Source organism: Mesorhizobium sp. B1-1-1, from assembly GCF_006442955.1.
Lineage (GTDB): Bacteria > Pseudomonadota > Alphaproteobacteria > Rhizobiales > Rhizobiaceae > Mesorhizobium.
Window position 1 is genome coordinate 151,511 of the sequence record NZ_VFWW01000012.1, and the last position, 12,336, is coordinate 163,846.

Sequence of the window (12,336 nt, forward strand, 5' to 3'; positions counted from 1 at the left end):
TTGCTTTTGGCCGCAAGGTCTGCCCACGGATCGGGCGACAGGTCGGGTTTAAGTGGCAAGGTGCCGCTCCCTCGATTGCGCGCGGCTGCCCCCCCATATAGAGCCATCATTGGCTTCATCGATCCACGCCCGAGTTCCATGCCCCTGCCCGCCGCAATTTTCCGCAATGACGAAAGCGCGCGCCAGCTCGTTTTCGACCGACCGGACGACATCATCACGGCGCACGAGGCCCGGGATTTCTCGGCCGCGCTGCAGGCGGCCCAGGCCGCGCATGATGCCGGCAAGTGGCTTGCCGGCTACTTCTCGTACGAGGCGGGCTACCTGCTGGAGCCGAAGCTGGTTCCGTTGCTGCCGGCCGGGCGCCGCGCCCCGCTGGTCTGCCTGGGCGTCTTTGACGCGCCGGTGCAAGAGCCGGTGCCGCCCCGTAAGGCGGCGGCGACCAACGGCCCGATCTTCGATGCAAGGGCGACATGGTCGTTCGAGGATTACGAGAAGCGGTTCTCGCGGCTGCACCGGCACATCAGGCAAGGCGACTGCTACCAGGGCAACCTGACCTTCCCGGTGCATGCGCAATGGTCGGGCGATCCGCTCGCCGCCTTCGACGCGCTGACCGAACGCCAGCCGGTGAAATATGGTGCCCTGGTTTCGCTTGGCGATCCGGTCGTGCTGTCGCGCTCACCCGAACTGTTCTTCGAGATCGACGCCCAGGGCATGGTCGAGACCCATCCGATGAAGGGCACGGCGCCGCGTGGTGCGACGGAAGCCGACGACGAGCGCCAGAAAACCTTCCTGCGCAATGACGAGAAGAACCAGGCCGAGAACCGGATGATCGTCGACCTGCTTCGCAACGACATCTCGCTGATCAGCGAGGTCGGCACGCTGGAAGTGCCCGAGCTGTTCCGCATCGAAACCTATCCGACCGTCCACCAGATGGTGAGCGACGTCAGGGCGAAGCTGCTGCCGGGCCTCACGATCCGCCAGATCTTTGCCGCGCTGTTTCCCTGCGGCTCCATCACCGGCGCGCCGAAAATCCGCGCCATGGAGATCCTGCATGACCTTGAAGGCACGCCCCGTGATGTCTATTGCGGCGCCATCGGCTGGATCGCACCAGGCGGCACGATGCGCTTTTCCGTGGCGATCCGCACCATCTCGCTCTTTCCCGGCGGCGAGGCCGTCTACAATGTCGGCGGCGGCATCGTCTTCGATTCAACCGCGCAGGAGGAGTATCAGGAGTGTCTCTTGAAAGCCCGCTTCGCGACGGGAACGCCGCCGGTTTCGAATTGATCGAGACCATGCGCTGGGAGCCGGCCACGGGCTTCCTGCGCTTGGAGCGGCATCTGGCGCGCCTCTATGGTTCGGCGGCCGAACTCGGTTTTGCCTGCGACCCGCAACGTATCGGTGACGTGTTGGGCAAGGCTGTCGATGGCGCGCGCAACGCCTTGCGCACGCGCCTGGCTTTGGCGCGCAGTGGCGACGCGGCCGCCTCGGTCCAGCCCTATGAGCCGCTCGCCGCCGATAAGGTTTGGACGCTGCGGCTGGCGCGCACGAGGCTCGATTCGAACGACATGCTGCTGCGCCACAAGACCAGCCGCCGGCAGGTCTACGCGCATGCCCGTGCCGAATACCTCATCACCCAGGCCGACGAAGTGCTGTTGGCCAACGAGCGTGGCGAGATGTGCGAAGGCACCATCACCAATGTCTTCGCCGATTTCGGCGACGGCATGCTTTTGACGCCCCGCCTCGATTGCGGGCTGCTGCCTGGCATATTGCGCGGCGCGCTTCTGGATGAAGGCCGCGCCCGCGAGGCGATCTACAGCTTTGACGACTTGAAATCCGCCAGGGCGCTCTATGTCGGCAATTCACTGCGCGGCTTGATCCCGGCAAAACTGATCTGAAGCATGACATCGCTGCCCACCCACACGCCCTATGATGGCTCGTCCAAGCTGTTCACCATCGGGCTGAAGCCGCTTGCCCTGGCCGACTGGATCGAAGTCGACGAACATCTCCTGCCGTTCCTCGCCGAGAAGCAGCGGCTCTATGCCGAAATGCCCGGCACCGTGTTCGTCGAGGAAGACGGCACGCGCGATGCTCAGCGCGAAGTGCTCGACCTGCTCGAAGCGCACTTGCCGCGGGCATTTCCCGAGACCCATCGGCGTGCCAGTGGCGGGGTCGAGGTGATCGGCGCCGCCGGCAATCCCGAGGGCGACTTCGCCAAGGCGCCGCTTGTCGCGGCCTCGCTGCTCGTCCAGGAAGACCTGATCCTGATGCGCCGCGGCGAAGACGGCTGGCGGCTCGCCGCCGGCTCGCTCTGCTTTCCCTCGTCCTGGTCGCTGCTCGAAAAATTCGGCAAGCCGTTGCAGCAGATCCATGCGCCCGTGCCGGGTTTTGGCCCTGGCACGCGGCCGGCCGAGCTGATCAACCGCATGTTCGACGGCCTCCAGGGCCAGGCCGTGGAGCGCTACAACTGGTCGATTCAATCGGGCGATGCGCTCTACCATCCGCTATCCAATGTCGAGCGAATCGAGCGCGCCGCCAGCCGCCCGTCGCGATTTGCCGATGGCGACGCCAATGCCCACGCCTTCATCCGCGTCGAGCGGCAGACGCTTCGAAAATTGCCCGTCTCGGGCGACATCCTATTCACCATCCGCATTCATCTCGACCCGCTGGCGGCGTTGGCGCATCACCCCGACCGGGCAACGCTGGCTCCGGCTTTCGCTGCCCAGCTCGAAGCGCTCGACATCGCCCAGCTCGATTACAAGGGCTTGACATCAGACCGCGACCGGCTGGTCGGCGTCCTTAACCAAATGGCGAACGCCGCCTGACCGGCGGTTGGCGCTTTTCACTGGTTTATGACAATGATCTGTGATGTAGCGCATGCCCGTTGGGCGAGAATGCCCGGGTTTGCACCTGTCTGAAGGAGTGCTCGATAAAATGGCGAATGAAAACTGGCCCGTTTACGGTGAGATCACCGGCCCTGTGGTGATGATCGGCTTCGGCTCGATCGGACGGGGCACGCTGCCGCTGATCGAGCGCCATTTCAAGTTCGACAAATCGCGCATGACGGTCATCGACCCGCTCGGCACCGACCGCGCGCTGCTCGACGAGCGCGGCATCACCTTCATGCAGGATGCGGTGACCGAGAAGAATTACAAGAAGCTCCTGACCCCGCTTCTGACCAATGGGGGCGGCCAGGGTTTTTGCGTCAACCTGTCGGTCGACACCGGCTCGGTGGATCTGATGCGGCTCTGCCGCAAGCTCGGCGTGCTCTACATCGACACGGTCGTCGAGCCATGGCTCGGTTTCTATTTCGATGCCGAGGCCGACAATGCCAGCCGCACCAACTATGCGTTGCGCGAGTCGCTGCTCAAGGAAAAGCACGACAAGCCCGGCGGCGCGACCGCGGTCTCCACCTGCGGCGCCAATCCGGGCATGGTCTCGTGGTTCGTCAAGCAGGCATTGGTCAACCTGGCCACCGATCTCGGCCTCGAGTTTTCGGAACCCGCGCAGGAAGACCGCGAGGGCTGGGCGAAGCTCATGAGGAAGGCCGGCGTCAAGGGCATCCACATCGCCGAGCGCGACACCCAGCGCACCAAGAAGCCGAAGCCGATGGACGTGTTCTGGAACACCTGGTCGGTCGAGGGCTTCATCTCCGAGGGCCTGCAGCCCGCCGAACTCGGCTGGGGCACGCATGAGAAATGGATGCCCAAGAACGGCAAGAAACACAAACATGGTTCCAAGGCCGCAATCTATCTGGAGCAGCCCGGCGCCAACACGCGCGTGCGCTCGTGGTGCCCGACGCCAGGTGCCCAATACGGCTTCCTGGTGACCCACAACGAGGCGATCTCGATCGCCGACTTCTTCACCGTGCGGTCCAAAAAGGGCAAGGTTCAGTACCGCCCGACCTGCCACTACGCCTATCATCCCTGCAACGACGCGGTGCTGTCGCTGCATGAAATGTTCGGCGCTGCCGGCAAGGCGCAACCGGTACACCATGTGCTGGACGAAAACGAACTTGTCGATGGCGTAGACGAGCTCGGGGTGCTGCTCTACGGCCATGACAAGAACGCCTACTGGTACGGCTCGCAACTGTCGCTCGCCGAAGCGCGCAAGCTGGCGCCTTACCAGAACGCAACCGGCATGCAGGTCACCTCGGCGGTTCTGGCCGGCATGGTCTGGGCGCTGGAGAACCCCGAAGCCGGCATCGTCGAGGCCGACGAGATGAACTACAAGCGCTGTCTGGACGTGCAGTCGCAATATCTCGGACCGGTGAAGGGCTATTATACCGACTGGACACCGCTCGATAATCGGCCCGGCCTGTTTCCGGAGGACCTCGACCGGAACGACCCGTGGCAATTCCGCAACATCCTGGTGCGATAGCGTCGCGCCAAGCATGCCTCACTGCCTTGCAATCGCCCGGAAATCGGGCGATTGAAGGATGCGGACGGGAGCAAGCCGCGTCCATCTGGACGCATGAACTACGCTCTTGAAACTTGGATGCATGCACCGTGCTTTCCGAAAGTCGTTTTCCGATTTCGGGCCGACGGGCGAGGAGAGGATTTTTACATGACCATTGCGCGCAAGATTCTTTCGATGAGTGTTGCGGCGGCCACGATGGTGGGGCTGGCCGCTTGTGCAACCAGCGGTCCCGACGAGCCGTCGATAGGGGCCGCGCCGAAGGGCGTAGAAGGCTCCTGGATCGACGCCAAGGGCACCGGTCTTTCGACCTTTGCCGGCGGAACCTTCACCACGGTAGCGACCGATACCGGCCAGAAGCTGTCCGACGGTACCTATACGATGACCGGCGCCACTTCGGTCGAGATCCACGGTACCTCGCTGATCCGGCAGACGCCGGTGAGCTTCAACTGCTTGCTGGTGTCCACCAGCCAGCTCAACTGCACCAGCGGCTCCGGCCAGAATTTCGTGTTGACCCGGCGCGCCTGAACCGCCAGGCATTCAGACATCCAAGGACGGCGGCCAATGGCCGCCGTCCTTTTTTGTGCCCCGCAGAGATCAACGGGGTTTTGCCCCGATTTTCCCTTGCATGCTCCGGAACGCGATGGGAACATGGCTGAAAAAGCCGGCTGTTAGAGACCGGTCAAGCAAGAGCGCTAAACGGCTCTGATCAGCCTATCCGGGAGACGAAGATGAAGAAGCTTGCCGCCATTGCCGCCCTTTCCGCGTCGACGCTGGGCCTGTCGGCCGGCGCATCTTTTGCCGATTACACGCTGAATATCCTGCACATCAACGACTGGCACAGCCGCATCGAAAGCAACAACAAATACGAATCCACCTGCTCGGCCGACGAGGAGACAAAGGGCGAATGCGTCGGCGGCGCCGGCCGGCTGGTCACGGCGATCGCGCAGGAGCGCAAGAAGCTGGAAGGCCAGAACGTGCTGTTGCTCAGCGCCGGCGACAATTTCCAGGGCTCGCTGTTCTACACGACTTACAAAGGCAAGGCCGAAGGCGAGTTCCTCAACGACATGAAGTTCGATGCCATGGCGCTCGGCAACCATGAATTCGACGACGGCGAAACGGCATTGGCGCCGTTCCTCGACATGATCAAGTTCCCCGTGCTCGGCGCCAATGTGAAAGCCAACGCGCAGTCCAAGCTCGGTGACCGCGTCAAGCCGTCCATCGTCGTCGAGGTCGGCGGCCAGAAGATCGGCATTATCGGCGCCGTCACCAACGATACGCCCGAACTCGCCACTCCCGGCCCCAACATCGCCATCGAGGACGACGTCAAGTCGATCACGGCCGAGGTCGAGAAGTTGAAGGGAGAGGGCGTCAACAAGATCATTGCCGTGACCCATATCGGCTACAACAGGGAGCGCGATGTCATAGCGAAGATCCCGGGCGTCGACGTGGTCGTCGGCGGCCACAGCCATACGCTTTTGTCCAACACCGATCCGAAGGCGGCAGGCCCCTATCCGACCATGGTCGACAATCCGGACGGCTACAAGGTGCCGGTCGTGCAGGCGGCGTCCTATTCGAAATATCTCGGCGAGTTCAAGGTCGTGTTCGACGACAATGGCGTCGTCAAGTCGGCGAGCGGCGACCCGATCCTCCTCGACAAGTCGATCACGCCCGATCCCGCCGTGCTCGCCCGCATAAAGGAGCTCGGCGCGCCGATCGAAGCGCTTAAGAACAAGGAAGTGGCCGAGACGACCGACGTCATCGACGGCAGCCGCGAGAGCTGCCGCGCCCGCGAATGCGCGATGGGCAATCTCGTCTCCGACGCCATCCTCGACCACGTCAAGGGACAGGGCGTCGAGATCGTCATCTCCAATGGCGGCGGCCTGCGCGCCTCGATCGACAAGGGCACCGTCACCATGGGCGAGGTGCTGACCGTGCTGCCCTTCCAGAACACGCTGGCGACCTTCCAGATCTCGGGCAAGGACCTTGTTGCCGGGCTCGAAAGCGGCCTCAGCCAGGTCGAAGACGGCGCCGGCCGCTTCCCGCAGGTGGCCGGCCTGAAATACGCCTTCGACAAATCCGCCCCGGCCAATGCCGGCCGCGTCAAGTCTGTCGAGGTGATGGAGAACGGCGCCTGGACGCCGCTCAATCCCGACAAGGACTATCTGGTCGCCACCAACAACTATGTCCGCCAGGGCGGCGACGGCTACAAGGTTTTCGCCGAAAAGGCCAAGAACGCCTATGATTACGGCCCCGGCCTCGAACAGGTGGTCGCCGACTATCTCGGCGCGCACCGGCCCTACACGCCCAAGCTCGACGGCCGCATCACCGAAATCGCCGCGACGACAGCGGCCGCGCCTGCGGCGGAGCCCGCCAAGCCAGCCGAAGCAATGCCCGATCTGCCTGCCAACTCCGGCGATATCGCCAACACGCCGCCGGCCGTGTCGACCGAGGCCGCGCCTGCGCCCGCACCGGCAACGCCTGCCGCTCCGGCAACGCCAGCACCTGCGGAACCGGCAAAGCCTGCCGAAGCCGCCCCTGCCCCGGCAACACCCGCGCCGGCTGAGCCGGCAAAGCCCGCCGAGGCCGCACCGGCCGAAACCAGCCATGTCATCGTCGCCGGCGATACCTATTGGGACCTGGCAAAGAAGGCCTATGGCGACGGCACCAGGTGGAAAGTCATTTCCGAAGCCAACAAGGGCTACGAGCCGCGCCGGCTTCCGGTCGGCGCCACCTTGACCATACCGCCGAGGTAACCGCCTTCGCCTTTGCGCGCAGGGACACCCGCCGAAACAGGGCGGGCGTCCTGTTTTTGGTAAGGTGCGGCCAGACGCTGCATTGAAAAGCAGCGCGGCGTCGCTACTTTCGCGCCGTGTTCGGAGACCCGCAATGCCGCCTTCCATCCCTGTCGACGCCAAGCCCGCGAGGACCGTGGGACCGAGACCGGCCGGACATTCGCCGGCCAAGGCGGGCAAGGTCGGCGTCATGCTGGTCAATCTCGGCACGCCGGACGGCACCGATTTCAGGCCGATGTGGCGCTATCTCCGCGAATTCCTGTCCGACCCACGCGTCATCGAACTCAACAAGGCGATCTGGTATCCGATCCTCTACGGCCTCGTGCTGACCACGCGACCGAAGAAGTCGGGCGCCAACTATGCCAGGATCTGGAATCGCGAGAACAACGAGTCGCCGCTGCGCACCTATACCCGCGCCCAGGCCGAGAAGCTGACCGTGGCATTGCGCGACCTGCCCGACGTGGTCGTCGGCTGGGCGATGCGCTACGGCAATCCCTCGACCGCGAGCGTCGCCGAAAGCCTGGTCGCGCAGGGCTGCGACCGCATCCTGACCTTTCCGCTCTATCCGCAATATTCGGCCACCACCACGGCGACTGCCAATGACCAGTTGTTCCGGGCGCTGATGAAGATGCGTGCGGCGCCTGCCGTCCGCAGCGTGCCGCCCTACTATGCCGAACCGGTCTATATCGAGGCGCTCGCCCATTCGATCGAACGGCATCTGGCGAGCCTCGACTTCGAACCGGAGGTGGTCATCACCTCCTATCACGGCATCCCGAAACCCTATTCCGACAGAGGCGATCCTTACCGCGCGCATTGCCTCGAGACGACACGGCTGCTGCGCGAGAGGCTCGGCTGGAACGAGAAGAAGCTGATCACCACCTTCCAGTCGCGCTTCGGCGCACAGGAATGGCTGCAGCCCTACACCGACAAGACGGTGGAGAAACTGGCCAAGGACGGCGTGAAATCGATTGCCATCGTCAACCCCGGCTTTTCCGTCGACTGCATCGAAACGTTGGACGAGATCGGCCGCGAGGCGGCGGAAACCTTCCATCATGCCGGCGGCGGAAGATTCGCGCACATCCCCTGCCTCAACGACAGTCCCGAAGGCATGGCGGTGATCGAGGCGATGGTGCGGCGCGAACTGTCCGGCTGGATCTGAACCCGGGAACAATGGACGTTCCGGGGCGTTGAGGCGCGCCCTCCGGAGACTATCGATGCCCCGCAAGCTCGACCTCAGAAGCGGGCGGCCAGTCTGGTCCGCCTATCGGGCACCCGCTGTCCCGACAAGCGCTCTGACCCGTGACGCCAAGGCCGATGTGCTGGTGATAGGCATGGGCATCAGCGGCGCCATGATCGCAGAAGCGCTGACGGCGGACGGCCATTCGGTGGTCTGCATCGACCGGCGCGGCCCGCTGAGAGGGTCGACGTCGGCGACCACCGCCCTGGTGCAGTTCGAGATCGACCAGCCGCTGACGGCACTCGGCAGGATGATCGGCAAGGCCTCGGCGGAACAGGCCTGGCGGCGCTCGCGTCTGGCCGTTTCCAACCTTGCCGGCCGCATAGCCGAGCTCTCCATCAACTGCCGCCTGAGCCGCGCCCCCTCCCTCTATCTGGCCGGTACCGTGCTCGGCCCATCGCAGTTGCGTGACGAGACCGAGGCGCGGCGACAGGCGGGCATCGCCGCGACCTATCTCGCCCCTGCGCCGCTGGCTGCGCGATTCGGCATCGAGCGCGACGGCGCCATCCTCAGCCATGGCAACATCGCGCTCGATCCGCGCAAACTGACCGCCGGATTGCTGCTGAAAGCGCTGGAGCGCAAGGCGCGCCTCTACGCCCCGGTCGAGGCGACCACGATCGAAGACAGCGCCAAGGAGGTCGTCGTCGCCACCAGGGGCGGCCCCACAATCACCGCGCAGCACGTCCTGCTCGCGACCGGCTACGAGTTGACCGACATCGTGCCGGCAGCCGCCCACCGCGTCATCTCGACATGGGCCATCGCCACACGCTCGCAGCCGCGAAAGATCTGGCCGGACGCGGCCCTCATCTGGGAAGCGTCGGACCCCTATCTTTATGCAAGGGCGACAGCCGACGGCAGGGTGATCTGCGGCGGCGAAGACGAGGATTTTATCGACAAGGAACGGCGTGACGCGTTGATCGCCGGCAAGAGCCTGAGACTGGCCAGGAAGCTCGGCCGCCTGTTCCCGGATCTGGACACCAGGCCCGATTTTGCCTGGACCGGCTCCTTCGGCACCACAACCACCGGCCTGCCCTATATCGGCGCCATCCCTGGGCATCCGCGCATCCAGGCCGTGATGGGCTATGGCGGCAACGGCATCGCCTTCTCGCAAATCGCATCCGAAATCGTTTCTGCCGCCATCGCCGGATCGGAAGATACGGACGCAAGCCTGTTCGCCTTCAGCCACCGGCAGCAGCGACACAAACAATCCCTCATCACCTGATTGTAACGTTGTTGAAACACACTTAAGTGTTTGCTGAAGCCGGCTGCGGGAGAATGGCTCCCATGGCTTGCCTCTTGAGGGAGAGCCAAATGGATTTCAGTGGTTTCGATATCGCGATTATTGTTCTGGTCGCTCTTGTCGTGCTGGTGCTGTTCAAAGGCATAAAGACAATCCCGCAAGGCTACAATTATACGGTCGAACGCTTTGGCCGTTACACGAAAACGCTGTCGCCAGGCCTCAACCTCATCGTGCCGTTCATCGATCGCATCGGCGCCAAGTTGAACATGATGGAGCAGGTGCTCGATGTCCCGAGCCAGGAGATCATCACCCGCGACAACGCCATCGTCGGCGTCGACGGCATCGCCTTTTTCCAGATCCTCAACGCGGCGCAGGCGGCCTACCAGGTTTCCGGCCTGCAGAACGCCATCCTCAACCTGACCATGACCAACATCCGCACCGTGATGGGCTCGATGGACCTCGACGAGCTGCTGTCGAACCGCGACGCGATCAACGAGCGCCTGCTGCGCGTGGTCGACGAAGCGGCCCATCCCTGGGGCATCAAGATCACCCGCGTCGAGATCAAGGACATCAATCCGCCCGCCAACCTGATCGAATCGATGGGCCGGCAGATGACGGCCGAACGCAACAAACGCGCGCAGATCCTTGCCGCCGAGGGCCTCAAGCAGTCGCAGATCCTCGAGGCCGAAGGCCGCAAGGAAGCCGCCTTCCGCGATGCCGAGGCACGCGAACGCTCCGCCGACGCGGAAGCCCGCGCCACGCAAGTGGTGTCGGAAGCGATCTCCAAGGGAGATGTGCAGGCGCTCAACTACTTCGTCGCCCAGAAATACACCGAAGCGCTGGGCAAGATCGGTTCGGCCACCAACAGCAAGATCGTGCTGATGCCTTTCGAAGCGTCGTCGCTGATCGGCTCGCTGGGCGGCATCGGCGAGATCGCCAGGGAAGTGTTCAAGGGCGACGGGCCGTCCGGCACGCAGCGGCAGGTCTCACGACCTCCGGTCGTCAGGCCGAGCGACAACTAATGCCTTTGTGAGTGGATCAAAACCATGATCGACCGCATCGTTTCCGAACTCGGCCCGTGGAACTGGATGGTTCTGGGCTTCGTGCTTTTGGCGATGGAAATCATCGCACCGGGCATCTTCATGTTGTGGACCGGCATCGCCGCGCTGATCGTGGGCGCGGTATCGCTGCTGGTCTGGGATGCGGCCAGCTGGACCTGGCAGGTCCAAGTGCTCGTCTTCCTCGCGCTGTCGCTGGTCTCGGCATTGGTCGGCAAGAAACTCATCGGCGGACGCGACGAGCCGACCGACCAGCCGCTGCTCAACCGCCGTGGGGCGCAGATGATCGGCAGGATGGCGACGCTGGCCGAGCCGATCCGCGACGGCCGCGGCCGCATCAAGCTCGGCGACACGCTGTGGCGCGTCTCTGGCCCTGACCTGCCGGCCGGCACCCAGGTGCGCGTCACCGGAGCCGCCGACACCGATCTCGAACTGACCGTCGAGCGAGTGTGAAACCGGCTCCGCGCTAGCGCAATTCCAGGAAAAGTGTGTACGGTTTTCCGTCCGGAATTGTGCAGAAACAAAGAGATAGAGCAGTTCGCCGTTTCCGTGAAACGGTGAACTGCCCTACGCAGCGCCGATGCGCAAAAGATCGTGCAGGTGGACGAGCCCGACGGGCTTGTTGCCCTCCACCACCATCAGGCTGGTGATGGCTGAATTGTTGATCGTCTGCAGTGCGGTCGCCACCAGCGTGTCCGGCGCCGCGGTCTTGGGAGATCTCGTCATCACCTGATCGACGGTCATCGCCGTCAGGTTGCTGCCTATGTGACGCCTGATGTCGCCATCGGTGACGATGCCGATCAGCGCGCCGTCGGCGGCGGTGACCGCCACGCAGCCGAAGCCCTTGCGCGACAACTCCAGGATCGCGTCCTGCATGCCGGTGCCCGAAACGACCAGCGGCAATCTCTCGCCGACATGCATGATCTCGCGGATCTGCATCAGGTTGGCGCCGAGCTGGCCGCCGGGATGGAAGGTGCGGAAATGATCGGGCGTGAAACCCCGCGCCTCGAGCAGGGCGATCGCCAGTGCGTCGCCCATCACCAGTTGCAGCAGTGCCGATGTCGTCGGCGCCAGGCCATGCGGGCAGGCTTCCGGCGCACGCGGCAGCAAAAGCACGACATCGGCGGCGCGCGCCAGCGCCGATGTCTCACCGGACGTGATTGCAATGAGCGGGATGGAGAAGCGCCTGGAATAGGCGACGATGCCCATCATCTCCTTGCTTTCGCCCGACCATGACATGGCGATGATGGCATCGTCCCTGGCGATCATGCCGAGATCGCCGTGATTGGCTTCAGCGGGGTGGACGAAAAAGGCCGGCGTTCCGGTCGAGGCCAGGGTCGCGGCGATCTTCGAGCCGATATGGCCGCTTTTGCCGACGCCGGTGACGATGACCCGGCCTTCGATCCTCGAGATCATGTCGACCGCTTCGGCAAAGGGCTTCGCCAGCCCGTTTTCGAGCGCCTCGGCCAGCGCTGCCACTCCCGCCTGTTCGGTCGCCACCGTTCTTAGCGCCGAAGCGATCGAGGCCTGTCTGTTCAACGGCTTCTTGTCGAGGGATCGCGCATCCATGGCCGATGCGATTAGCGCTTTGTG

Annotated in this window: 11 protein-coding genes; 10 read left to right on the top strand and 1 reads right to left on the bottom strand. The window is 63.9% G+C overall.

Annotated elements, in window-relative coordinates; translation table 11 throughout:
- The first annotated feature begins 138 nt into the window (after window positions 1-138).
- The 10 genes from FJ986_RS24590 (at window position 139) to FJ986_RS24635 (ending at window position 11,196) form a co-directional block, all read left to right on the top strand.
- Window positions 139-1,284, top strand: a complete 1,146-nt coding sequence (locus FJ986_RS24590; protein ID WP_140513676.1) for an aminodeoxychorismate synthase component I — start codon at window positions 139-141, stop codon at window positions 1,282-1,284.
- Window positions 1,233-1,895, top strand: a complete 663-nt coding sequence (locus FJ986_RS24595) for an aminotransferase class IV family protein (protein ID WP_140522390.1) — start codon at window positions 1,233-1,235, stop codon at window positions 1,893-1,895. Before FJ986_RS24590 ends, FJ986_RS24595 begins: the two co-directional genes overlap by 52 nt.
- A gap of 3 nt (window positions 1,896-1,898) precedes the next feature.
- Window positions 1,899-2,822, top strand: a complete 924-nt coding sequence (locus tag FJ986_RS24600) for a DUF3445 domain-containing protein (protein ID WP_140522392.1) — start codon at window positions 1,899-1,901, stop codon at window positions 2,820-2,822.
- A 109-nt stretch (window positions 2,823-2,931) separates the two neighbouring features.
- Window positions 2,932-4,377, top strand: a complete 1,446-nt coding sequence (locus tag FJ986_RS24605) for a homospermidine synthase (protein WP_140522394.1) — start codon at window positions 2,932-2,934, stop codon at window positions 4,375-4,377.
- A gap of 186 nt (window positions 4,378-4,563) precedes the next feature.
- Complete coding sequence (locus tag FJ986_RS24610) at window positions 4,564-4,941, top strand: hypothetical protein (protein WP_140496275.1); 378 nt, start codon at window positions 4,564-4,566, stop codon at window positions 4,939-4,941.
- 203 nt (window positions 4,942-5,144) lie between these two features.
- The gene (locus FJ986_RS24615; RefSeq protein ID WP_140624316.1) at window positions 5,145-7,169 is read left to right on the top strand and encodes a bifunctional metallophosphatase/5'-nucleotidase; all 2,025 of its coding nucleotides are present in this window, start codon (window positions 5,145-5,147) and stop codon (window positions 7,167-7,169) included.
- A gap of 133 nt (window positions 7,170-7,302) precedes the next feature.
- Window positions 7,303-8,367, top strand: a complete 1,065-nt coding sequence (hemH, locus tag FJ986_RS24620) for a ferrochelatase (protein ID WP_140513681.1) — start codon at window positions 7,303-7,305, stop codon at window positions 8,365-8,367.
- Window positions 8,368-8,422: 55 nt separating this feature from the next.
- On the top strand, window positions 8,423-9,667 hold the full coding sequence (locus FJ986_RS24625; protein ID WP_140513682.1) for an FAD-binding oxidoreductase: 1,245 nt from the start codon (window positions 8,423-8,425) through the stop codon (window positions 9,665-9,667).
- Between the two features lie 89 nt (window positions 9,668-9,756).
- A complete protein-coding gene (locus FJ986_RS24630; protein WP_140676070.1) occupies window positions 9,757-10,707 on the top strand; it encodes an SPFH domain-containing protein in 951 nt (316 codons plus the stop codon).
- A 24-nt stretch (window positions 10,708-10,731) separates the two neighbouring features.
- Complete coding sequence (locus FJ986_RS24635) at window positions 10,732-11,196, top strand: NfeD family protein (protein ID WP_140496280.1); 465 nt, start codon at window positions 10,732-10,734, stop codon at window positions 11,194-11,196.
- 114 nt (window positions 11,197-11,310) lie between these two features.
- Here the strand turns inward: FJ986_RS24635 and FJ986_RS24640 are convergent, their stop codons facing one another.
- The gene (locus tag FJ986_RS24640) at window positions 11,311-12,312 is read right to left on the bottom strand and encodes a KpsF/GutQ family sugar-phosphate isomerase (protein ID WP_140671438.1); all 1,002 of its coding nucleotides are present in this window, start codon (window positions 12,310-12,312) and stop codon (window positions 11,311-11,313) included.
- Between the last annotated feature and the right edge of the window lie 24 nt (window positions 12,313-12,336).

What these genes read in the sequence shown, in the direction of transcription:
- FJ986_RS24590 (WP_140513676.1), top strand. Translation starts at nt 139, where the DNA reads ATGCCCCTGCCCGCCGCAATTTTCCGCAATGACGAAAGCGCGCGCCAG.
- FJ986_RS24600 (WP_140522392.1), top strand. Translation starts at nt 1,899, where the DNA reads ATGACATCGCTGCCCACCCACACGCCCTATGATGGCTCGTCCAAGCTG.
- FJ986_RS24605 (WP_140522394.1), top strand. Translation starts at nt 2,932, where the DNA reads ATGGCGAATGAAAACTGGCCCGTTTACGGTGAGATCACCGGCCCTGTG.
- FJ986_RS24610 (WP_140496275.1), top strand. Translation starts at nt 4,564, where the DNA reads ATGACCATTGCGCGCAAGATTCTTTCGATGAGTGTTGCGGCGGCCACG.
- FJ986_RS24615 (WP_140624316.1), top strand. Translation starts at nt 5,145, where the DNA reads ATGAAGAAGCTTGCCGCCATTGCCGCCCTTTCCGCGTCGACGCTGGGC.
- hemH (WP_140513681.1), top strand. Translation starts at nt 7,303, where the DNA reads ATGCCGCCTTCCATCCCTGTCGACGCCAAGCCCGCGAGGACCGTGGGA.
- FJ986_RS24625 (WP_140513682.1), top strand. Translation starts at nt 8,423, where the DNA reads ATGCCCCGCAAGCTCGACCTCAGAAGCGGGCGGCCAGTCTGGTCCGCC.
- FJ986_RS24630 (WP_140676070.1), top strand. Translation starts at nt 9,757, where the DNA reads ATGGATTTCAGTGGTTTCGATATCGCGATTATTGTTCTGGTCGCTCTT.
- FJ986_RS24635 (WP_140496280.1), top strand. Translation starts at nt 10,732, where the DNA reads ATGATCGACCGCATCGTTTCCGAACTCGGCCCGTGGAACTGGATGGTT.
- FJ986_RS24640 (WP_140671438.1), bottom strand. Translation starts at nt 12,312, where the DNA reads ATGGATGCGCGATCCCTCGACAAGAAGCCGTTGAACAGACAGGCCTCG.